Source organism: Devosia albogilva (assembly GCF_042685625.1).
Taxonomy (GTDB): domain Bacteria; phylum Pseudomonadota; class Alphaproteobacteria; order Rhizobiales; family Devosiaceae; genus Devosia; species Devosia albogilva.
On record NZ_JBHUNP010000001.1, the window covers coordinates 2,656,335 to 2,679,721 of the forward strand.

At 58.7% G+C, this 23,387-nt stretch carries 11 protein-coding genes and 7 pseudogenes; 8 read left to right on the top strand and 10 right to left on the bottom strand.

Features of this window, described 5'->3' with window-relative positions:
* Nucleotides 1-137 precede the first annotated feature (137 nt).
* The 4 genes and pseudogenes from ACFSX5_RS13360 to ACFSX5_RS13375 all read right to left on the bottom strand — a co-directional run.
* Nucleotides 138-949 (bottom strand): annotated as a pseudogene (locus tag ACFSX5_RS13360) (IS3 family transposase); the annotation flags it as partial.
* A 156-nt stretch (nt 950-1,105) separates the two neighbouring features.
* Nucleotides 1,106-1,273 carry a hypothetical protein gene (locus tag ACFSX5_RS13365; protein ID WP_386834080.1) on the bottom strand — a complete coding sequence of 56 codons (168 nt, stop codon included), beginning with the start codon at nt 1,271-1,273 and terminating at the stop codon, nt 1,106-1,108.
* A 128-nt stretch (nt 1,274-1,401) separates the two neighbouring features.
* Entirely contained in the window at nt 1,402-2,640 is a 1,239-nt protein-coding gene (locus tag ACFSX5_RS13370) for an O-antigen ligase family protein (protein WP_386834082.1), read from the bottom strand.
* Between the two features lie 80 nt (nt 2,641-2,720).
* Nucleotides 2,721-3,891: pseudogene (locus ACFSX5_RS13375) on the bottom strand (IS3 family transposase).
* Between the two features lie 214 nt (nt 3,892-4,105).
* Here ACFSX5_RS13375 and ACFSX5_RS13380 point away from each other — a divergent pair.
* The gene (locus ACFSX5_RS13380; protein ID WP_386835645.1) at nt 4,106-5,311 is read left to right on the top strand and encodes an O-antigen ligase family protein; all 1,206 of its coding nucleotides are present in this window, start codon (nt 4,106-4,108) and stop codon (nt 5,309-5,311) included.
* Here ACFSX5_RS13380 and ACFSX5_RS13385 read toward each other — a convergent pair.
* Together ACFSX5_RS13385 and ACFSX5_RS13390 are read right to left on the bottom strand one after the other, a co-directional pair.
* Nucleotides 5,285-5,628, bottom strand: a pseudogene (locus ACFSX5_RS13385) (hypothetical protein). The gene ACFSX5_RS13380 and the pseudogene ACFSX5_RS13385 overlap by 27 nt on opposite strands.
* A complete protein-coding gene (locus ACFSX5_RS13390) occupies nt 5,628-6,728 on the bottom strand; it encodes an IS5 family transposase (protein WP_386834084.1) in 1,101 nt (366 codons plus the stop codon). The pseudogene ACFSX5_RS13385 and the gene ACFSX5_RS13390 overlap by 1 nt, the downstream one beginning before the upstream one ends.
* A 169-nt stretch (nt 6,729-6,897) precedes the next feature.
* Here ACFSX5_RS13390 and ACFSX5_RS13395 point away from each other — a divergent pair.
* The 5 genes and pseudogenes from ACFSX5_RS13395 (at nt 6,898) to ACFSX5_RS13415 (ending at nt 13,639) form a co-directional block, all read left to right on the top strand.
* Nucleotides 6,898-7,976: pseudogene (locus ACFSX5_RS13395) on the top strand (IS3 family transposase).
* A 168-nt stretch (nt 7,977-8,144) separates the two neighbouring features.
* Entirely contained in the window at nt 8,145-10,100 is a 1,956-nt protein-coding gene (locus tag ACFSX5_RS13400) for a polysaccharide biosynthesis protein (RefSeq protein WP_386834086.1), read from the top strand.
* Between the two features lie 8 nt (nt 10,101-10,108).
* On the top strand, nt 10,109-11,350 hold the full coding sequence (locus ACFSX5_RS13405) for a sugar transferase (protein WP_386834087.1): 1,242 nt from the start codon (nt 10,109-10,111) through the stop codon (nt 11,348-11,350).
* Between the two features lie 143 nt (nt 11,351-11,493).
* Entirely contained in the window at nt 11,494-12,639 is a 1,146-nt protein-coding gene (gene wecB, locus ACFSX5_RS13410; RefSeq protein ID WP_386834089.1) for a non-hydrolyzing UDP-N-acetylglucosamine 2-epimerase, read from the top strand.
* A gap of 112 nt (nt 12,640-12,751) precedes the next feature.
* Entirely contained in the window at nt 12,752-13,639 is an 888-nt protein-coding gene (locus tag ACFSX5_RS13415) for a glycosyltransferase family 2 protein (RefSeq protein ID WP_386834091.1), read from the top strand.
* 137 nt (nt 13,640-13,776) lie between these two features.
* On the opposite strand, the pseudogene ACFSX5_RS13420 reads toward ACFSX5_RS13415, so the two are convergent.
* A pseudogene (locus ACFSX5_RS13420) lies at nt 13,777-14,148 on the bottom strand (integrase core domain-containing protein); the annotation flags it as partial.
* 130 nt (nt 14,149-14,278) lie between these two features.
* Here ACFSX5_RS13420 and ACFSX5_RS13425 point away from each other — a divergent pair.
* Complete coding sequence (locus ACFSX5_RS13425) at nt 14,279-15,571, top strand: IS110 family transposase (RefSeq protein WP_386832819.1); 1,293 nt, start codon at nt 14,279-14,281, stop codon at nt 15,569-15,571.
* Between the two features lie 211 nt (nt 15,572-15,782).
* Here the strand turns inward: ACFSX5_RS13425 and ACFSX5_RS13430 are convergent.
* Together ACFSX5_RS13430 and ACFSX5_RS13435 are read right to left on the bottom strand one after the other, a co-directional pair.
* Nucleotides 15,783-16,594: pseudogene (locus ACFSX5_RS13430) on the bottom strand (IS3 family transposase); the annotation flags it as partial.
* A gap of 57 nt (nt 16,595-16,651) precedes the next feature.
* Nucleotides 16,652-17,782 (bottom strand): annotated as a pseudogene (locus tag ACFSX5_RS13435) (IS3 family transposase); the annotation flags it as partial.
* Nucleotides 17,783-17,794: 12 nt separating this feature from the next.
* Between ACFSX5_RS13435 and ACFSX5_RS13440 the strand changes: the two are divergent.
* Complete coding sequence (locus ACFSX5_RS13440; RefSeq protein WP_386834093.1) at nt 17,795-18,133, top strand: integrase core domain-containing protein; 339 nt, start codon at nt 17,795-17,797, stop codon at nt 18,131-18,133.
* Between the two features lie 83 nt (nt 18,134-18,216).
* Here ACFSX5_RS13440 and ACFSX5_RS13445 read toward each other — a convergent pair whose 3' ends face one another.
* Nucleotides 18,217-22,959, bottom strand: a complete 4,743-nt coding sequence (locus ACFSX5_RS13445; protein ID WP_386834095.1) for an FG-GAP-like repeat-containing protein — start codon at nt 22,957-22,959, stop codon at nt 18,217-18,219.
* Nucleotides 22,960-23,387: the final 428 nt, after the last annotated feature.

The following is a 23,387-nucleotide window of genomic DNA, read 5'->3' on the forward strand; positions in this document are numbered from 1 at the left end:
GACCCTGTGTTTGCTATGGCAGAGAGCTCTTCCTGACCGGTGGAAGCCGCCTGGATTGACGATGATCACTCCGCGGGTGCAAACTCCCGCATCGAGACCTGCTTGCCCCGATATCGCGTCTCTTTGTGACCTAGGACGTTGTCGCTGACGATCATCTTCGGCCGACCGCGGCTGGTGATGAGCGTCTCGAGTTCGCGAGCAACCCTTAGCCCCGATAGCGACGTGTCCACCACCAAGGCGAGGCACTCGCGGGTGCAATCATCAACTACGGTCAGCACCCGGAAACGCCGGCCATCGGTAAGCTGATCGGAGACGAAGTCGAGGGACCATCGTTCATTGGGCGATACCGGCACCAGTATGGGTGATCTGGTCCCCATGGCCCGTTTGCGGCCGCCTCGACGACGCACGGTCAGCTTCTCCTCTCGGTAGATGCGAAAGAGCCGCTTGTGGTTGACCTCGTAACCCTCCCGGCGGAGCAACACGTGAAGCCTTCGATATCCGAACCTGCGGCGTTCATGAGCGATAGTCTTCATCCGCTCGCGCAACGCCACATCACATGCTCGACAACGCCGCCTTGAAGGATCTTCTGGGAAAAAAATGGTAACGCCCGCCGTAGAGCGGGAGGCTGTTGCTCATCTACAGACCAAGTATGGGATGAGCGAGCGGCGGGCGTGCCGAGTTCTGGGGTGTTGCCGGATGACCGATGCGCTACCAGGCGCTTCGCACCGATGCTGTCAGCCAGCAGCTTCTTGAGGCGGGTGTTCTCCTCCTCGAGCGCCTTCAGCCTCTTGGCCTCGCTGACGTCCATCCCGCCATACTTGGCCTTCCACTTGTAGATGCTGGCGCTGCTCACGCCATGCTTGCGGCACAGCTCGGCGATCGGGATGCCGGCCTCGTGCTCTTTCAAAACACCGATGATCTGTTCTTCGGTGAACCTGGTTCGTTTCATCTCTGGTCCTCATTGGGCCAGAGCCTACTTCAAACTGGATTAGCTGCAGGGGGCAACGTCAGCTCCAGTGAAGGCTCCGCGGCAGCCCTCGCCGGCCAGATCGGCCACAACACTCGCCCGAGTCTACATCACGCTGGATAGAAGTTGGGGGCAACGTCAACTCCACCATTCCAGCGGTGTGGGACCTGATGTGCGGAAGCGGCGTTTGACGGCAGCGATCATCAGATCACACACCATCTCACCAGAGATGCCGGCATCGGCGACGGCCGACCAGGCGATGACCTCGCGATCGCAGGCATCAATGACGGAGAAGATGGGAACCACCTCGCCATCGCGGGCGTGGATCTCCAGAATATCCGAGCACCAGCGGATTTTGAATAGCGAGCCTGAGTTCCACCGAGCCGATGCGTGAAGCGCAAGTGCAGAAATATCTCGGCACTCGGAAAGTCGGACTATGCCGCATTTTCTACGACTTCGGAGCGGCTCCTGCGAAGGGCTACACCGAGGAGTAGTGCCATCAAGATCTCGAATGCAGGAGAGACGGCGATCGATTCAACCATGCTCATCGAGATAAGGAGGCTTAGCCCCACAAGAACTCCGGCCCAGACTTCCGACTGCAGCGACAAGCGCGCTGCTAGGCGACAAACGGTTACTAAATATGCTCCGTAGACAATTAGCCCTGCCGCTCCGAACAGCGTGCCAATCCACAGCGCCGCATTGTGAGGGTTCCAAAAGACGGTCGCCCGAACTGCCTCCATTATGTAGGAGCGGGGCATGCCTATAAACGGAGAATTTGACCACGCCACGAGAGCGTCTCGCCAATAATCTACCCTTACTTGGAGTGAAGCCGCGTCTGGTATCCACCGAAGTGAAGGGGCGAACGCTATAAGCGTTACTACGCCAGCGAACGTGGCTGCAACGACAGAGCAGGGCACAACCCAACTCCTCAACCCTCGCCTATACAGGAGCCAGCAGATGAAGCCCACGACGAGAAAAGCAATCCCGAACCGCGATCCTGTCGCAGCGACGCTACATCCCAGGAATATTGCTGCTGCATAGCTGCGAGAGAACAGAGCGATCATGCAGGAGAACATTAGAAAGGCTGATAGGTAGTTCGAGAAGCCGAGTGGCGTTATTAAACGCCGCTTCCACTCGTAGAAAGGAGCACCCGCTACAGAATGCTCGAGACCACCATCTATGGCGTCAATATCAGGCCCAGTTTCTAGTGATATCTCTGTATTACTTGGAATATACTGACTAGGTAAGAAATAGAAGTCTTGAGGCGCAAAGAAGGCAGTCCCGAACATAACGACCGCCGTTGACACCCCTCCATATATCAGAGCGTTGCGAACTGCAGCGTCTTCAAGATCCACAGCGCTCGCGGCCCATAGCGCTAAGACTGCGTAGACAATGGGAAGATAGACCAACAAATCAGAGCGTCCAGCAGGAGGGGCACCCGACAGCACCTGTATTCCTACGATCACACCCAAAGAAGAGAGGAGCAGCAGAGAAGGGGTGGCGTTGATCGGTGGCAGCCTCAGGCGATTAGCTAACAAGCATGCCAAGACAGGGAAGATGGCGAGAGGTAGCGTAATTCCCATCCAGATGTCCCCAACAAGGGACAGCAAGAGCGCCACAAAAATTAGCCTATTCCTTGATGGTACCTCGTTCTGAATCTGCAAAACCGTCATTACGCCCCTCCCAGCGTGCCTCAAGCTAGTAGGCAAGTGGGCGCTGAATGTACAGTGTCTCTGACGACGTTGCCCCAAACTCAAGCGCCCAATGACGTTTGAGCTGCTGCCGGTTCGATGGACACGAGGTTAGGCTGGCTTAGCTTGCTCTTCGTATCCACGGGGCTCAGATAGCCAGTGTCGAGTGTCGGCGCCTCCGGTTGTAGAAGCGCTCGATATAGTCGAACACATCGGCCTTGGCATCGTCCCTGGTGCGATAGACCTTGCGGGCGGTGCGTTCGGTCTTGAGCGATGAGAAGAAGCTCTCCATCGCCGCGTTGTCCCAGACATTGCCAGACCGGCTCATCGAGCAGGTGATGCCATGATCAGCCATCAGCCGCTGGAACTGCGCGCTGGTATATTGGCTGCCCTGGTCGGAGTGGTGCAGCAGGCTATCGGGCTTGCTACGACGCCAGATCGCCATGATCAGCGCATCGGTCACCAGTTGAGCGGCCATCGATGAACTCATCGACCAGCCCACCACCCGACGGGAGTAGAGGTCGACCACTGCCGCCACATAGAGCCACCCCTGTGCCGTCCAGATGTAGGTGAAGTCGGCGATCCACTTCTGGTTCGGCGCCGATGCCATGAACGCCCGATCCAAGATGTTGGGTGAGACCGCATGGCGCTTTCCCGCATCCTTGGGCAGCCCACGCCGGCGCGACCGAGCCCGGTGACCTTCCTGGCGCATCAGCCGCTCGATGCGATGCAGGCCGGCGTCGAGACCTTCGGCCAGCACGTCGTGCCACACCCGCCGGGCGCCATAGGTTCGATGCTGCCGGCAAAGCTTGAACGGATTCCGGCGACCAGCACCTCGCCGTACTGGTTGAGCCAGGCATGAAAGCCCGAGCGAGACACACCGAGCGCCTCACAAATCCACGAGACCGGCCAGATCCTTCGGTGCTTCGCCACAAACGAGAACCTCTATCGAGTCCCTGGCGAAGTAGGCCGCGGCTTTTTTCAGGATATCGCGCTCCGCCTTGAGCTTGGCGACCTCGCGGCGCAGCTTCTCGATCTCGAGTTGCTCGGGCTTCATCTGGCCATGGCCGGAGAAGGCGTGCTGCGGATCAGCGGACAACTCCCTGATCCACTTACGCAGCACGTTCTCGTGCAGGTCAAGATCGCGGGCCGCCTGCGCAACAGCTACGGCACGTCCCTGACCAACCTCACAGCCTCGAGCTTAAACTCCCGGCTGAACTTCCTTCGTTGCATAACCAACTCTCCAGTTCCGTCAAACACCTTATCTCGGTGTCCACGAAACCGGCAGCAGCTCATACCGCTCACCACGCGAGTTCCTGCACCTCAGTGCCTAAACCCAACCGCCGCCTGTCCGGTGAAACGGGGTCCACTTCAGTAACTTTGAGCGTGACTTTGCGGTCTGCCTCAACTAGGCAGCATGTTCTAGGCACAGATCAGTATGTTGAACATGCAAGACTACCCAGAAGCTCATCCGCCGAACCGGCGGTTAGCAGCCCTAGCGGTGTCATACCTCCCCATCGCGATATCCTTCGGAAGCTTGCCTGTTTGGGTGGGGGGCAGTTCCCTGTCTGTACCTTTTGCGCTGGCGCTAACGCTGCCGCTGGCGGGGCATACCATTGTGCGTCAGCGTGCGACCATGCCACCAGTTTTGCTCTGGCTTTTTGCCGTTCTGCTGCTCGGAGTTGCGATTTCAGCAGGGCGAGCAGTAACGGCAGACGAGGTCAAGTGGTCGCGAGCAGCGGCCTACTCCCTCCCTTATGCTTGCGGTTTCACCGTGCTGTTTGCGATGTGGGGCGCTCCGCGACCGACACTCAATCTCCCCATTGCTATCGCGGGGGCCGTTGTCGCGGCGAGCGTTCTGGCTTTCACATTGCACTATTATGCCACCCTGGAGGGGCAGTCTTTCCTCTACGACTTCAAAGAGGCTCTTGTTACCCCATTGGGAGGTTCTAACCTCCTCGCGTTGTTCATGGTCTTCTGTGTTCCATTCGCATGGAAACAGACGCGGAAATGGCTAGGGGTTGTTCTGTGGTGCGCCCTCGCTGCGGCAGTGTGGGCGACTAAATCTCGCTATGGCCTTGGCTTTTTCTCTTTGGCGACTGTGGCCTCGGCTTGGCACTACTGGCGCCCACGAGACGCGAGGCTGGTAATTTCAGCGGTGGCCTTGATCTCAGTCGCCGTTCTGGCAGGCACCGCGCTTATGGCCGATCAGCATTTGGCAGCGACCGCTATGCACTATGGGGTGCCTCTTTCGGTGGTGCGCCGTGCTGACCTGATGGTCTTTGCGGCTGACTTGATCCAGGCACAGCCGCTTCTTGGGATAGGCCCAGGCGGCTTTATGACGGCAATCGAGCGGAGCTGGACTGGCATCGAAGTTGCGGTTCACAACTCCATCTTGGTGATGTGGCTAGATGGAGGGATGATCAGCCTTTTGGCTCTGATCCTTATTGTTGTCCTGTTCTATCTTCGCGCTTCCGATCCAAGTCTGAAAATGGCGGTGACACTCCTCCTAGGTTTTTCGCTGGTAGAACCGGCGCTAGAGGTTGCGCCGATTATCATGCTCTTTTGCTTCGCCGTGGGAACGACACTGACCAATCCAGCTAGGACTAGCAGGGTGTTGAAGAAGTCAGTCGGGTTCGCAGACGAAACCTGAGTGATCGGCCTTGTGGATGAAGAAATGGCCGACGAGGCGACCGGCAGTGCCGATCATGACCCATCCGCGGCCGCAGGCTGGATCGTTGTCGTCGTAGCCTTGCCATGAGAACTCGGCGCAGGCGGCCCCGTCTCGGGAACCATAGCGAACGTCGAGGAAGCCCTTAAGCGCGCCGAAAGCGATTTCGCCATCGGCCGGGCCCTCAAGGTGAGGTGTGCTGGTTCGACGAGATCGAGGACATCGTTGTCCCAGACATCCATTTCGGCGATGCGCCAGCGGCCGGCGAAGGCCTTCGCGTATGCGGGCACCTTTGCCATCAGCCAGTCTCCGCAATCAGCTTTGGCAACCGCACAAGATTGTAGGCAGCGGCAGCGAAGGTGAAGGCCGAGCCAACCCGTTCGAGCCCCTTGAACCTGGTCTTGCGCTGCCCGGCCACGGTCTTGATCCAGCCGAACGCCTCTTCAATCCGTTTTCTGATGCGCAGGCTCACGGTGTAGCCGGAATGGCGCGCTGTGCGTCCATCAATTGCAGAGCGGCGGCCGCTGAGGTTGCGAGCCACATGCGGCGTTACCCGCATGGAGCGCAGCTCATTGATGAAATCCTCGGCATCATAGCCTTTGTCGGCGCCCAGTGTGATGGCCCGCGGCCGGTCGGCATGAGGCTCGATCATATGAAGCGCCGCCACCCGCTCGGCATGGCCATCCGCCTGCGTCAGGCAGGCATCGACCAGAAGCCCGTTGTGGTTCTCCATCAGCCCGTGCCCCATGAAGCAGAGTTTGGCCTCTTTGCCCGCACCCTTCTTGTAGAGCCGGGCTTGCGGATCGGTGCTCGAGGCATGGGTGGCATTCGACCGCTTCTGGCCGTGAAAGCTGGCATCCGGGTTGCGCCCACCACCACTGCTTGGCGGCTCATCCGTGTTGTCCTCCGGGCTGTTGGGCCGGATACTCTTCATCGACGCCCACGCCTCGATCAGCGTGCCGTCCACCGAGAAGTGTTCCGTGGTTAGCAGCCTCTTGACCGGCGGCTGCGCCAGGACCGCCGCCAGGAACTTGGCGGCGATATCGCCCTCGAGCAGCCTGTCACGGTTCTTCGAGAAGCTCGAATGGTCCCAGACCGCATCGTCGATCCCCAGGCCCACGAACCAGCGAAACAGCAGGTCAAACTCCAGCCGCTCCATCAACTGGCGCTCCGAACGGATCGAGTAGAATGCCTGCAGCAGCATCGCCCGCAGCAGCTTCTCGGGCGCGATCGAAGGCCTACCCAAACCCGAGTAGAGCGAAGAAAACTCACCTTCCAGCGCCAACAGCGCCTCGTTCACCAGCCGCCGGATCCTGCGCAGCGGGTGGTCCTTCCGCACCCGTGACTCCAGATCCACATAGCTGAACAAGGCACCAGTCCTCTCGTCCGATCCCCGCATCCCGCCTCCGCAAATCAGCGGAGTCCATTGAATCACGCAACAACCGATCCGACGAGCGACTTCTTCAACACCCTGCTAGACCTTAAACATACGTTGGCGTTGTTCGGCCAAACCGTACCATAGCGGCACCGCGCCTCCGACTAAGACGTGCACTTGAGCTGCTGCCGTAATGCGGCGAAGGGAGTCCACCCGGGAGTTCCAGCTGCTGGCTCTCAGGTTGGTTAGGATCGGAAGGTAGCGTCGCGCAGTCGGCCCGCGATCTGGACCTTCACGAGAACATGCTGCGCTGGATGAGGGAGTCGTCCGCTGATCCCCAACACGCCTTCTCCGCCATGGGGAGATGAAGCCGGGGCAGTTAGAGATTGATCGGTTACGCAAGGAAACGGGCAAGCTGAAGGCAGAGCGCGACATCCCCAAAAATGGCCGCAGCTTCCTTCGCGAGGGAAGCGATATGAGGTTCGCTTTCATCGCAGAGCACCGGGCATCTGGCCGGTGGCATGGCATACGCAGCGCCGGGTGTCTCCGGATCTCCGGGTCGGGCTTTCATGCCTTAACCGTAGCGCCAGTGCCCACTCGCGGCAGGACGAAGTGCTGGTGAGGATAACCCGTAGCGTCAAGAGCAGCTAGCGCACCTACGGTGCCCGGCATGTCCGGCGCGATGTGCTGGCGAGAGGCCTGAGCTGCGGCCTGCATCATATCGAGCGGCTGATGCTTGAGAACGGGCTACGGGCCCAACCGCAACGACGTGGGCTGCCCAAGGACATCGGTGAGCGCGCCACGATCTCCTAAAACCTCCTCGACCGTGCCTTCGAGGCCGCGGCGCCGAACCAAAGTGAATTTGCCTATTTTACCTACATCTGGATCGCTGAAGGCTTCTGCGTTGCCGCCGTCGTCGATCTGTTCTCACGGCAGTTCGTCGGCTGGTCGATGAAGGCGGAGATGACCTTGCAACTCGTCACCGACGCCCTCCTCATGGCGATCTGGCGCCGTGGTAAGCCCGACAGCCTGCTGCACCACAGCGACCAGGCAACCAATACCCATCCGAGCAGTTCCAGCGCCTCAGGCCCGATCGGCATCACGTGCTGGATGAGCCGGTCCGGGAACGTCTGGGACAATGCCGCGATGGAGAGCTACTTCTCGTCTCTCGGGACAGAGCGGACGCCCGCAAGACATCGAGCGCCTCTACAGCCGCGGCGAAGACACTCGACGCTCTCAGTCCTGTCGACCTCGAGGAGCGAGCTATGCTAGCTCAACTGAGTGCGGGAGGAGCTCAGGCAGTTCAATCAGACTGGTTTGGCTCGAGGCTCCATCATACTGTTGCCTGCGGCAGTGACGGTCTCACCATCAAGATGTGGGGACGTCATAGAGGTGGAGGAGGCATGCTCATCATGCCATACTTGACCTTAAGGATGTTTCGTGAAACGGCAGTTGCATCGCTCCCCTGCCATATCCAGGCTCTTCGTAATGTTCTCTACCCTACGCAAGCGCGTCCTGTCTCTGCCGCGCAGTAGCAAACGTGCGATTCTTGTAGGGTTCGACGTCATTGCACTAGCCTTCGTGTTGTGGGCGAGCTTCTCACTTCGTTATGATCGCTGGGAACTGCCCAGCAATCTTGACGAGTGGCTAATCGTCACCTCTGCACCCGTGATCGGCATTCCCATTTTCGTTCGCATGGGGCTGTACCGTGCAGTGGTCCGATACCTGCCGGAGCGTGCGATCTGGACCATCGTGCAGGCTATGGCATTGGCAGCAATCCTATGGGTTCTGTTGGCATTTCTGTCCGAGATGACGGGGCGCGGTATTGTACCTCGATCAGTGCCCGTAATCTATTGGGCGCTAGGCACTTTGGCTCTCACCGGTAGCCGACTCATAGCGAAATGGATTTTCTGGCCAACAAGCCGTTCGGCTCTGCTCAAGCTTCCAGCTGTTGTTATTTATGGTGCAGGTGAAGCCGGGACACAGCTCGCAACGTCACTGCGTAAGAGCCACTTCATCGCTGGGTTCCTAGACGACGACGCGACCCTACACCGGAGGGAGGTCGTTGGCATCAAGGTCTTCGCCCCTTCCTACCTCCCGTCCCTTGTGCGGGATTTCGGCGTCAAGCAGGTTATCCTATCCATGCCCTCCCTTTCTGCTACCCGTCGAAAGGAAATTGTGCGGGACATAAGTCAGCATGGGGTGAAGGTGCAATCGCTGCCTGGCATCGCCGACCTTGTCACCGGTAAGTATCTAGTCAGCCAAATTCACGAAATCGAAGTCGACGAGCTGCTCGGTCGATCCTCCGTCCCTCCCGACGCTAATTTGATTCGTGAGATGATCGTCGGACGCACGATCATGGTTACCGGAGCGGGAGGTTCGATTGGTTCAGAGCTCTGCCGCAAAATTGCGCAGTGGCGACCGCAGCGTCTCGTTCTCTTTGAATCCAACGAGTTCGCCCTCTACAAGATCGAGATGGAGTTGCATACGCAAAAGGACGTTGCAGTAGTTCCAGTGCTAGGGTCAGTAACTAACGCGCAGCGAGTCATTAGTGCTATAAAGGAGAATAGCGTTGAGGTTGTGTTTCACGCTGCGGCACATAAGCATGTTCCTTTAGTCGAGGCCAATGCCTTCGAAGGAATTTACAACAATGTATTTGGGACCAAAGTTATAGCTGACGCGGCATTCGAGTTTGGGGTGAAGAACTTTGTCCTAATTTCGACTGACAAGGCGGTTCGCCCTACCAATGTTATGGGGGCCACCAAGCGATGGGCGGAACTGATCGTCCGGGAGAAAGCCGCCCAGGCACTGGAGCAGCACACAGGTCAGCGGTTTTGCGCTGTCCGGTTCGGCAACGTTCTTGGATCCAACGGGTCAGTGGTTCCCCTGTTTAAGGAACAGATCGCTAGAGGGGGGCCAGTTACGCTGACTGATCGCGCAATGACGCGCTACTTCATGTCTATCCAGGAGGCCGCCGAACTGATTGTCCAAGCAGGTGCACTGTCAGAGGGCGGCGATGTCTTCCTGCTAGACATGGGAGAACCGATCTTGATATCCGACTTGGCAGAAAACATGGTGCGCTTAGCAGGCCTAACTGTGCGATCCGATGACAACCCTGAAGGAGACATCGAGATTGTGGCTATAGGAAAACGGCCAGGAGAGAAGATGTTCGAGGAACTATTCTATGATTCCAGTAGCGCCACGCCCACTCGCCACCCAAAGATTCTCCGCGGCCGAGGCCAACTTGCGCAGTCTGTCAGCATCGCGCCTCGCCTTGATGAACTCCGCAACGCCTTATCGGTCGGCGACGAGAAGGCTGCGAGAGCGGTCCTATTCAGCCTCATAGCTGAACGCGACTCGGCCCACGTCGACACCACGAAATTGGCACAAGGGTGAGAGTGCGAATGGCACAGTCACTTGGATCGACGTACCCGTTAGTCGTTGTGACCGGTGCGACCGGCAGATTGGGCAAACAACTTGTTCCTGAGCTTGAATCCCGGGGGGCACGGGTCATTGTCTCGGGTCGCGACACGCGGAAGTTAGAAATCGCTTTCCCAGGTAGGGAGGCATGTACTTACGAGGATTTGCATTCGACAGCGAAGGGAGCCGATCTCGTTATCCACCTTGCCGTTCTCAATAACGATGTTCTCGCGCCGCGATCTGCATTTGAAGAAGTCAATGTTAAGCTGACAATGCGAGTGGCCGAAGCTAGCCGGAAAGCTGGCGTCAGGCGCATGATAAACTTCTCCAGTACGCACGCTCTGGATGAGACGAACCTAGGCCATTACGCTGCAACCAAACGCAAGGCCGTTGAGGAACTCGCTTGCCGGCCCGATCTTCCCGTAACTACCTTTTATCTACCTGCAGTCGTTGGAGACGAGCTGAGCGGCAAACTCTCAGCCCTCAATAAGCTGCCACGTCATGTGCGTTCACAGGTCATTCATGCGCTTTCTGCTCTGAAGCCAACGGTTCGCGTCTGCACAGTAGCCGACGAGGTGTTTGCAGAATTAAAGGACAGAACTGCGGAAGGGCGTATTGTAAGTGAAGGGCAAGTGGACAACCTATATTTCGGCGTTGTCAAGCGATTCATCGATCTGTCGTTTGCCGTTGCAGTTCTTGTGTGTTTTTGGTGGCTACTCATCACTCTGAGCATCCTAATCCGCCTCCAGTCAAAAGGACCCGCGATATTTTGTCAGGAACGCGTCGGGCGTGCAGGCAAGACGTTCACCTGCTTCAAATTTCGCACGATGCATTTGGGCACCCCAAACGTCGGTACTCACGAGGCGCCGGAAAATGCTGTCACACCGATAGGACGCTTTCTCAGATCATCTAAGCTTGATGAACTACCGCAGGTTTTCAATATTCTGTTGAACCAAGTTAGCTTGGTCGGGCCTCGACCCTGCCTGCCGAGTCAATCGGAGCTAATCCAAGCCCGTGCGCGCCGAGGTGTTTTGGACGTAAAACCTGGCATCACCGGATACGCGCAAGTTCATGGCGTGGATATGAGCGAGCCGGAAGTACTCAGCAGATGGGACGAAACATATGTTCGACTGCAGTCTCTCCTTCTGGACATACGCATAGCGTTAGCCACAGCACGTGGACGAGGCTTGGGCGACAGGGCGACCGCCAGAGCTTCATCCACCTAAAGTCACTCCGAGGAAAGACTAGGGAGATTGTGAGCGCGGGCGTAGGACCGAACAAGCCAGCGCAACTGGCAGCGCCTAGCTACTGGCACACTGTAACAGAATAGAGTGACTTCCACTAACATGCACGATCACGCGGAGAATTTATGAGAGTCATGACTATTGTGGGCACTAGACCCGAGATCATCCGCCTATCGCGTGTTATCAATAAATTTGATACATTCTTTGATCACATCCTGATTCACACTGGCCAGAACTACGACTACGAGCTGAACGAAATCTTCTTCAAACAACTCCGAATTAGGCGACCGGATAAATTCCTTGAGGCGGCGGGAGTTAGTAGCATGGATACGGTCGGAAAAGTTATTATCGCCGCAGACAAGGAGCTCCAAACGTATTGCCCTGACGCAGTCTTGCTCTTGGGAGACACAAATAGCTGTCTTGCCGCCATTTCAGCAAAGCGCCGCAAGATACCAGTCTTTCACATGGAAGCGGGAAATCGCTGCTTCGATTTTCGCGTCCCTGAAGAGATCAACCGACGTATCGTTGATAGTGTTGCGGATATCAACCTCACGTACAGCCAGATTGCGCGCGAGTATCTTCTTCGCGAAGGCTTCCCTCCCGAACAGGTGATCGTAACGGGGAGCCCTATGCGAGAAGTGATTGAGTACTATGCGCCTGATATTCAGCAGTCTAGGATCGTGGAGGATCTAGGTCTCGCCGAGAACCAGTTCTTTGTCCTCAGTGCTCATCGCGAGGAGAATGTAGATTCGCCTGACAGGATGGACAAGCTGCTCGAGATCCTCAATGAGCTGGCTCACCGCTACGCGCTTCCTGTGATCGTCTCCACTCATCCCCGGACGCGGGCGCGGCTGGATGCACTTGGCAGGAAGATCCACGAGCTCGTGCGTTTCGAGAAACCTTTCGGGTTCATAGACTACGTTAAACTCCAGCAGAACGCACGTGCGGTGCTTTCCGATAGTGGGACCATCACGGAAGAAAGCGCGATCCTAAATTTTCCTGCACTGAACCTGCGGGAGGTGCATGAGCGGCCGGAGGGCTTCGAGGAAGCATCGGTGATGATGGTAGGTTTGGAAGTTACTCGCGTCGTAGAAGCTTTGGCGATCCTAGAGCATCAACCGCGGGGCAATGCGCGCATGTTGCGCCTTCCCGCTGACTATGCTCCTGACAACGTCTCTGACAAGGTAGTGCGGATCGTGCAAAGCTACACCGATTTTGTCAACCGCCGTGTCTGGCGGCGCCCTTCTCCGGCGGGTAGCTCCCCCGCCTAGGTTGAAAGCAGCCAAGAGGGGCGGCGGGTTCCGAAAATAAGGATTGGCAACTGGGCCTGCGGACAGCCCCAGCTTTGACGTCACCATTCGACTTATAGTAGGGACCTGCCAATTGAGAACCGTTACGGTGATGATGTCCGTTTACAACGGTCAGCGCTTCCTACAAGAGCAGATCGACAGCATTCTAGCTCAGGACGGTGTTGATGTTCGCCTTATTATCCGTGATGACGGGTCGATGGATGCCACCCGCAGGATCATCGAGGGTTACGGTGACCTAGTCGAGGCGAGATGCGGAGACAATCTCGGTGTCTGCGAGAGCTTCCTACAGGTCGCGTTTGACGCACCTTTAGATTCTGACTTTTATGCGTTTAGTGATGCTGACGATGTTTGGGAGACCGATAAGCTGCTGCGGGGCGTGACGGCGATTGAACAGTGCAACGGCCCAGCCCTATACGCCTCAAGGATGAAGTTAGTTGACGAAAGACTGAACTTCATCGGCTGGAGCCCCGATATCTCGGGAAAACTAGGGTTCGGTCATGCACTTGTGCAAGGCGGCCTTGGCGGCGCTACAGCGGTTATGAATAGAAGCTTGTTTGAATTGTTCCGTTCACACAGGCCGCGCCGCGCAACTCTGCACGATCATTGGCTTTATCTACTGTCCTCCGGCCTGGGCGAAGTTAGATTCGACAGGGACAGCAGGATCCTTTATCGCCAGCATGGCTCCAATACAATCGGCGGCCGTCCATCAGGGGCCAAGTTATGGGCGCGGCGGTTAACTGAGGTCTTGCAAAAGGACAAGGCAAAGAGGCAAGCCGAAGAGTTTCACGAGATTTTCGGCCATGCACTATCCACGGAGAAGAGAGCGGTTATTCAGAAGTATATTTGGCACGGGAGTACATTGTATAGACGACTGAGTTTCGCGATCAGTAATCCATTGATCTTTAACAACAAGAAAAGCAAGTTATTCTATGCTGTACGGGTGCTTGGGGGGAGGACATGAATTTTGGTTTCATTCGAGAGCTCCAGTATTTCTGACGGCAGGAATTGCCCCAGCGGCTAATTCAGTTGAACTCTGGTTCAGTGACGACCAGAGAGGAAAACTGACGTTGCCCCCAACTTTGACGTTGCCCCCAACTTCTATCCAGCGTGATGTAGACTCGGGCGAGTGTTGTGGCCGATCTGGCCGGCGAGGGCTGCCGCGGAGCCTTCACTGGAGCGTAGCGGCAGATCACGGCGCGGGTGGAAGGTGTTGGCGTATTCGGTCGGTGTCATCCAGCCGAGCCGGGAGTGGGGTCGGTTGAGGTTGTAGTCCGAGCGCCAGCCTGCGACCGCAGCTCTGGCGTAGGAGAGCGAGGGAAAGAGCGTTTCGTTCAGCAGCTCGTCTCTGAGCCGGCCATTGAAGCTCTCAATGAAGGCGTTCTGCATCGGCTTGCCCGGTGCGATGTAGTGCCAGTCGATACGATGGCGATCCGCAAAGCCCAGGATCGCGTTCGAGGTAAACTCCGTCCCATAGCACATTGGGAAGCGGCGCAGCGGAACTGGCCAGGGTTGCGGAGCAGCGCCGCTTCGCGTGGCCATGGCCGACCAGCAGGTCTCTAAACTGGAGGTGTTCAATGCCTCGTTTGGAGACTGACCGACCATGACCAATAAGCAGACTACGCCAGCCGACGCCGTACTGGTAGCGATCGATGTTGCCAAGGCTCGCAACGAAGTCCTGATCGAGATCCCGGGCCGGCAACGCCGGCGCAAGCTCACGATCCGCAATGCCCGCGAGGATCATGACCGGCTGATCGCCCTGCTGCTCGACACCGGCAAGACGGTGATCTGCGGTTTCGAGGCGACCGGCAACTACCACCGGCCCATCGCCTGGCGATTGATCCAGGCCGGCTTCGAAGTTCGGCTGGTCTCCTCAATGGCTGCGGCGCGCACCCGAGAGGCACTGCACAACAGCTGGGACAAGAACGATCCCAAGGACGCACAGGTCATCCTGCATATGCTGCGGATTGGCGCCACTCAGCATTATCATGACCCGCTGCTGGCCGGGATCAATGACGTGCAGGAACTATCCAAAACCCATGAGGCGATCTCCCGATCCAAGACCGAGATCCTGCACCGGATCCAGAGCCACTACCTGCCGCTCTATTTCCCAGAGGCCGAGCGCTTCCGGCAGAGCAGCCGCAGCGACTGGTTCTTTGCCTTCCTGGAAGTGTTCCCCACGCCGGCCAGCATCACCGTCATGGATGAAGCAGCCTTTATTGAGGCAGCCTGGCACGTCGTTGGCCGCAAGGTATCCAAGGCGAGGCTGCTGGCCGATATTTATCAGACCGCAAGAACATCCATAGGTCTTCCCATCCCGCTCAACGCTCCTGCCATCACCATGTTCAGGATGGTGCTGGCCGAGGCACGCAGCCTGATCCGGCAGCGCGATACCATCGAGAAGATGGCCGATACCATGCTGGCGCACAGTCCTGATTACCAGCAGCTGCGCAAGATCCCGGGCATCGGCCCGATCAACGCCTTGTCGATCATCGCCGAAGCTGGCGACATCAGCCGCTTCGGTCATCACCGCCAGTTCCTCAAGTTCTGCGGTTTGGACCTGTCCACGCACCAGTCCGGTGTGTTTCGCGGCCGAACCAAGTTGTCCAAGTATGGCAATGCACGCTTGCGGCGGACCCTGTGGTTAGCCGCGCAGGTGGCCATTCGCCAGAAGGAGAATAGCTTTCGCGACAAGTTCGAGCGCTACATAGCTCGTGACCGGGACAACCCCGATCTGCGGCGCAAGGCGCTCACCGCTATAACCGCCAAGATGGCGCGTGTTGTCCACGCCGTCATCAAAAGCGGTGCCGACTACCGCCCCTTTTTCGAGGGGACGGTGCCAGGTGGGAGAACCCCTCTCTGTGGAGCCATTAGGGCGCAAAGCGCGACCCTGTAGATAATGCTTGGGTCTTCCACCTGGATCTGCATCTCGTTTTAAGGACGGTCAGGGCCAAGGCTAGAACGCCTATGGACCCTGTGTTTGCTATGGCAGAGAGCTCTTCCTGACCGGTGGAAGCCGCCTGGATTGACGATGATCACTCCGCGGGTGCAAACTCCCGCATCGAGACCTGCTTGCCCCGATATCGCGTCTCTTTGTGACCTAGGACATTGTCGCTGACGATCATCTTCGGCCGACCGCGGCTGGTGATGAGCGTCTCGAGTTCGCGAGCAACCCTTAGCCCCGATAGCGACGTGTCCACCACCAAGGCGAGGCACTCGCGGGTGCAATCATCAACTACGGTCAGCACCCGGAAACGCCGGCCATCGGTAAGCTGATCGGAGACGAAGTCGAGGGACCATCGTTCATTGGGCGATACCGGCACCAGTATGGGTGATCTGGTCCCCATGGCCCGTTTGCGGCCGCCTCGACGACGCACGGTCAGCTTCTCCTCTCGGTAGATGCGAAAGAGCCGCTTGTGGTTGACCTCGTAACCCTCCCGGCGGAGCAACACGTGAAGCCTTCGATATCCGAACCTGCGGCGTTCATGAGCGATAGTCTTCATCCGCTCGCGCAACGCCACATCACATGCTCGACAACGCCGCCTTGAAGGATCTTCTGGGAAAAAAATGGTAACGCCCGCCGTAGAGCGGGAGGCTGTTGCTCATCTACAGACCAAGTATGGGATGAGCGAGCGGCGGGCGTGCCGAGTTCTGGGGTGTTGCCGGATGACCGATGCGCTACCAGGCGCTTCGCACCGATGCTGTCAGCCAGCAGCTTCTTGAGGCGGGTGTTCTCCTCCTCGAGCGCCTTCAGCCTCTTGGCCTCGCTGACGTCCATCCCGCCATACTTGGCCTTCCACTTGTAGATGCTGGCGCTGCTCACGCCATGCTTGCGGCACAGCTCGGCGATCGGGATGCCGGCCTCGTGCTCTTTCAAAACACCGATGATCTGTTCTTCGGTGAACCTGGTTCGTTTCATCTCTGGTCCTCATTGGGCCAGAGCCTACTTCAAACTGGATTAGCTGCAGGGGGCAACGTCAGCGTCTCTGAGGATGACGGTTGAGGCGTAGTTCCTCTTCAGGGTTTTACGAAAGCCTCGGACATGCCATTGCTCTGCGGGCTTCGAACCGGGTTGAAGAGCAGGTCAATGCCGGGGCCGCGGCCACCTGTGCTGTCTGCCTGGCGACATAGGCGCTGCCGTTGTCGGAGAGCCATTCGAGCCGGTGTGTGACCTTGAGTGTGCGGAAGCGGCGCTCGACAGCCGCGATCATCAGGTCACACACCATCTCGCCACAGATCCCGGCATTGGCAACGGCCGACCAGGCGATGATCTCGCGATCGCAGGCATCGATGACGAAGACGATGCGAACCACCTCGCCATTGCGGGCATGGATCTCCAGATGATCGGAGCACCACCGGATATTGGAGCGCAGGGCAACAACAACACCATCGTGGGTGCGGGCAGGCCGCAGAGCCGTATGCTTTTGAAGGGTGAGGCCGTTCTGCTGCAGGATCCTGAGAACACGCTTGGCGTTGACCACGGGCTTGCCGTCTTTGCGCCGCTGCCGGTTGAGCAATGCTGTCACCCGTCAATAGCCATGGGTGGGGCGCTGGTCAATGATCGGCCGCAGTTCGGCAAGAAGGACCACATCATCGGCCTTGCGGTAAGCCCCGCGCGGCTTGGCAGGCTTGCTGGCACGCTCGACCAGGTTGGACCTGGAGACGCCCAGCGTACGGGCAATGGCGCTCACTGGGTATCGTCCTCGGGATTGCTCCACGACAGCAAGGGCGAGGTCCGTTTTTTTGGGCGCGCGAGATCAAGGGCTTCCTTGAGGATCTCGGCTTCCATCGTCTTCTTGCCCAGCATGCGCTCGAGATCGCGCACACGCTTCTCCAACTCGCGGACCTGGGAGGCGCCAACAACATCCTCGTCGGCCTGAACCGCCGCGTGGCCGCCTTCGAGCATGCGGCGCTTCCAGGCGAAGAGCTGGGACGGGGAAATGCCGGCGCGTCGTGCCACATAGGACACGCTCATGCCCGGCTGCATGGCCTCCTCCACCAGCCGCACCTTCTCGGCGACGGACCAGCGCCGCCGGCGCTGCACGGAGGTGATGGCTTCGACGCGTCGAAACGGCTCGTCGGGACTCTTGGACATAGTCGTACTCATAGGCGCATGCCTATGCCTTATCGGCTATGCCGCCTGTCCGGTCAAAATGGGGTGCGCTCCAAATGGCTCTCGGACAACGGCGGCGCCTATATCGCCAGGCAGACCGCACAAGTGGCGGCGACACTGGGCATTGACCTGCACTTCACCCCGGTTCGAAGCCCGCAGAGCAATGGCATGTCCGAGGCTTTCGTTAAAACCCCTGAAGAGGGACTACGCCTCAACCGTCATCCTCCCAGACGCCGACACATCCTGGTGACGTTGCCCGAATGGATCGACGACTACTGTGAGGTCCACCCGCACTCCGGCCTCAAGTACCGCTCACCTTGCGAGTTCCTGCGCCTGAGTGCCTAAACCCAACCGCCGCCTGTCCGGTGAAACGGGGTCCACTTCAGTGACCGCGCCCCGAGGCTAGCGTACCAGCTTGCCAGCTAGTACTAGGCAAACCAGTCATTAGATGCTGCGACATAGACGCCCGAATCCCCGAACCCGACGATATCTGCACTTCCGTCGCCATTCACATCAGCGAGGTGACGGGGGAAGCGGTCATTGCTGACCCAGCCGTCAGTAGTCGTCGCAAAGCCCTCCAGGACCATGGTAGGGCTGTTGAAGCCTCCTTGTCCGTTGGCTACGGCGACGTAGACGCCTGAATTCCCAAACCCGACGATGTCTGCACTTCCGTCGCCATTCACATCAGCGAGGTGCCGAGGGAAACGGTCATTGCTGACCCAGCCGTCGATGGCCGGCGCAAAACTCTCCAGAACCATGGAAGGGCTGTTGAAGCCTCCTTGTCCGTTGGCTACGGCGACGTAGACGCCTGAATCTCCAAACCCGACGATGTCTGCACTTCCGTCGCCATTCACATCAGCCAGGTGTCGGGGAAAACGGTCATTGCTGACCCAGCCGTCGATGGCCGGCGCAAAACCCTCCAGGACCATGGAAGGGCTGTTGAAGCCTCCTTGCCCGTTGGCTACGGCGACGAAGACGCCTGAATCCCCAAACCCGACGATGTCTGCACTTCCGTCGCCATTCACATCAGCGAGATGCCGGGGGAAGCGGTCATTGCTGACCCAGCCGTCAGTAATCGTCGCAAAGCCCTCCAGGACCATGGAAGGGCTGTTGAAGCCTCCTTGTCCGTTGGCTACGGCGACGTAGACGCCTGAATCCCCAAACCCGACGATGTCTGCACTTCCGTCGCCATTCACATCAGCGAGGTGCCGAGGGAAACGGTCATTGCTGACCCAGCCGTCGATGGCCGGCGCAAAACCCTCCAGGACCATGGAAGGGCTGTTGAAGCCTCCTTGTCCGTTGGCTACGGCGACGTAGACGCCTGAATCTCCAAACCCGACGATGTCTGCACTTCCGTCGCCATTCACATCAGCCAGGTGTCGGGGGTAGCGGTCGTTGCTATTCCACCCCTCAGCGCTTGGCGTGAAAGAGCGAAGTACCAGTGAAACGGCATCTTCGGGCACATCTCCTATCGCGAGCCTTACGCTCTTGCTGATGGTGTCGTCTCCTGAACCTGTTGAAAGCACTAACTCAACGGCCGAACTTGTCTCGAAGTCAACGGTTTGTCCCGCCTTTAAGTACAGCGCATCATCAGCGATCTCGAACCGACTGTCGTTCACCGCCACTGCGTTGTTGCGGAAGGCAGCGCTCGTGTCTGGATCAAGAACGGATAGATCGGCGACTTTGGTCCGAATGGTAGTGTTCTCGGCCAAAGCGATCTGATTGGAGACGACGATGCTAGTCGGCGCTTCGTTCACGTCCGTGACCGACAGCTGCACGGCTTTGGTAATCGCGCTGGCTCCCGATCCGGTCGAGAGCAACAGATCGATGAAGGACTGAGCCTCGAAATCTACGCTCTTGCCGGACTGTAGGTAGAGACCACCATCAGTTTCATCGAACACGAACCGGTCATCGGAAACTGTGACAGCATTGTCACGGAGACGCGGATCAAGGTCCGGGTCAGAAACAGCAATCGTCGCCACCTTGGTGCGTGAACTCGTGTTCTCGAGCAACGTGATCTGGTCACTCACCAAAATCCCTGTGGGTGCGGCGTCCACAAGCGCGACACCTACGTTGTGGGTGCCGAGTGTTGGCAGCTTCAGTGTGAGAACATCGCCGACCTGGCTCACGAGAGTGGCGCCGGTCACCGCAAACGGCGTGCCTTGGTAGTCCTTCAGCGCGACCTTGACGATCCCCTCGCCTTCGGCGGTGAAGGTCAGGTTGGTGCCGTCGCCGTAGAGCGAGACGAGCTTCATGCGCTGGTCGAGACTGGTGATGTGGGTCACGTCCTCGGTGGTGGTGCCGAGCTCGATCTGGAACTCGCCACCATCTGCATCGAGGAACACGCTGTCCTCGTCATAGGCATACCAGTTCGCCACAGACCTGATCGTCTGCCCACCGAGATCATCGAGGTTGAGCGCGAACGTTCCTACCTGTCCGCTGGTCGGAGTCGCCATGGCGGTGATCGTGTTCCCGGCTACCGAAAAGCTGAAGTCAGACTTCTCGAATGCCTGCATCCGGGCGGCGAGATCGGCAAGGGTGACGAATTCCGCGCCCGATCCATGTGCCATCTGGATGAAGTGGGTGAACATCTCCTCCCTGTACTCGGACGGCAGCGGCGGATCGATCACCCATTCGGTGGGGCCGTAATCGTGCCAGGGCCACACCACGACCGGCAGGTCCGAGTTCTCGTTGAGCTTGTTCCACTCTGCTGTCCAGGCCGCGATCGCCTGTTCGACTGTCAGGTTCTGCCAGCCCATCAGCGTGAAGTCGAAGCTGACGTTTGGCGCCAGATAGATCTTGTTGTTCTCGTCCGCCGACAGGTAGCCGAAGGCGCTCGGATAGCCGGCGCCCACCAGGGAGGCGCCACCAGAGAGGTACTCATAGTACTGGATGATCTCGCGCGCTGTGGCGAGGCTCTCCGGCATGCCTGGGACCGCCGCTCCGCCGATGTTGATGCCCAGCTCCTCCTCCAGAACCTGGCGGGCCTTCTCGAACTGGAACTGAAAGGTGGTTGTAAGAACCGCCTTGTCGAGGGCGTCCAGCGCGGCGGGATCCGCGGCGGCGATGCCGCGGCCAAGCGCGGCCTGGTACTCCGCCAGGGTCATGCTGGCGAGCTGCGCCGCGATCGCAGGATCACCATCGACATTGCCCGGCTGCGCATAGAGGGCGGCAAAGGCGTCAAGCTCCTCCTGCGTGTCGATGACGCCGGCAAGGAAGTTCGTATCGGACGGGTGAGTATAGGAGTGCGAGCCGATCTCGTTACCCATGGCCAGCAGCTGGTCGTAGTAGAACTTGGAGATCAGCCAATTGGTTTCCTGATCGGGCGGGTTGGCGCCGACGTTCACATAATACGACCCTACGAAGTTGTACTGCTCTTTCCAGCTCTGCAGTATCGGCAGGAGCACGTCATAGATGCCGATGCCCCCATTGCCTTCACCATCAACGTCGTAGCTTTCTTGCGACTGGTCCATATCGTTGCGAGACGCAACGATCGAGCTGTTCCGGCTCATATGCAGGGACACCGTAGGACCTGATCCCGTGCTGGTGACCCAATCGAGGGCCTTACCGAGCAGATTGCTGTCGCCAAGCAGACTCTCGGTGGCAAAATGCACATTCTTGCCGCCAGTGACAGTGCCGACCACCGCGTCATGGGTGGCACTGTCGACCACCTGCGAAGCGATGGTCGTCGTCGGCGTATATGCCTCGTTGACCGCGCCAAAATACGAAGTGCCGATCGATGCGTAGTTGTGGATCGTGGCTCCAGGGGCATACCCCTCGGTGACCGGGTGCCCATCGGGCCCGGCGACGACCTTGACCTCGACATTGCCATTGCTGCCTCCTACGCGTTCGAGGCCGAGCAACAGGTGCATGCGAGCATAGGCGTCCGGCAGGGCGGCGCCAGTCGCGTCATTGGTCATGAAGTCGCCGGCGGTGATCAGGGACACATCGTAGTCATAAACGAGCCGGGTGAGGGTCTCCTGGATAGCCGCGTGGTTGGCCGGAACATTGCGGAAGGACGGAAACACCAGCGCGTCATATTGGCTGAGCTTGGCCAGATCGGTCAGGTCATCCTCATCGATCACGTCGAAGGGAATACCGGCGGCCATAGCCTGGTTCTGTGCCGACATGAACAGCTGCGAATAGGCCATGGGACTGAAGAACTGGGCGGCAGTGGTCGCCGAATAGACGATGGCGATCTTGCGCTCACCGGTCTCGGGTACTTGGGCGCCAGGGTCGTCCACCAGCGTGAGACCGGGCCCGAAGTAACTGCCAGGGATAAAGCCGTCGTTGTTGTTGTTGACATCGATGAAGATGTCGAGCCGCGAGGTGTTGCCGACCAGGGCCTTCGGTACGGACAGCTCCAGCGTGGTTTCGTCCGACCCGAGCATCGAGTTGAGGGTCGCAAGTGGCGTTGTACCGGATCCGGTATAGAGCCGGGCAATACCTCCGGCATCGACTTCGATGCGGTACTCGGCGCCGCCGACTCCCGCAATGTCGAAGATGGGGGTGCCAGTCGCGGTATTGTTGTCGGTATTGAGCCAGAATGTTGTGCCGTTGCCGATAGGGCCAGGTGCCTTGAGCGCCAGCTGGAAGATGCCGTCGGCTGCCGCACCAAAAACTTCGTAGCCTTGCCGGGCTGTGAGGGGGGTATCGATGCGATCGGACCGGGTCCACTCGTCCAGGCTACCATCAAGCGGGTTGGCGGCCGGGTCGACGACCGTATAGCCGCCGACGAAATAGCTTTCGGGAAGATGCGGTCCATCATTGATGTCGAGGGCGAAGGTGACCGCTCCGGCGTTGCCGATCTGGGCAGGGTCGAGTTCGAACTCGAGGATCCTGCCGTCTTCGCTGCGGGCGAATGTCAGCGGGAGGGTTGCGCCGCCGAGGATGGCATTAATGAGCATCGGTGTGCCGTCGGCATCGAACTCGATCCGAAAGTCGGCACCGGTTGCGGCGCCGAACACCTGCTCGCCCGTTTGCGAGTTCCTGTCGGTATTGAGCCAAAGGGTGGTGTTGTGCCCGACAGGGGCTGCCGAGTTGAGGGCGAAGTAGAACTTGCCGTCCTCGAAGCGACCAAAGACCTCGTGGTTGGCCACGGTGGTGCCGGACTTTTCCAGCCGGTCCGCCGCGGTCCAGTCGCTCAAGCTGCCATTGAGAACGATCGCCATTGCCCTGTCTCCCTGTGCCTGCGGGAAGGGACCCGGCGCTCATGCTTGATGCGCCCTTATTGCCCATGCCGGCCGGCTTTGCTCCGAACCATCACTGCGAATGCCGCATTGGTATTCACTGGCCGGCAGTGTTGGCGTGGGGCGCAGGCAGTCACATTGACAACCATCAACGGACCATCGGGAGCGAGCCGTGGTCGCCGTGATCACTGGTATGGTCGAGGCGGATGCGGCGGTCCACCGGAAGCGGAGCACGAGCCCGCCAGGTTCGGGGTGAGCACCGGCACAGGACATAGGGGGGGGCAGGGGAGTGGAGTTCGGCGACGCTTCGCAGGACACTGGCAAAATGCCGTCGTCAGCCGCCACGCCTGGATGGCCCGATCACCACGAGCAGGCGGCACATGCTCATCCTGTGGTCTCGCCGGCGAGGG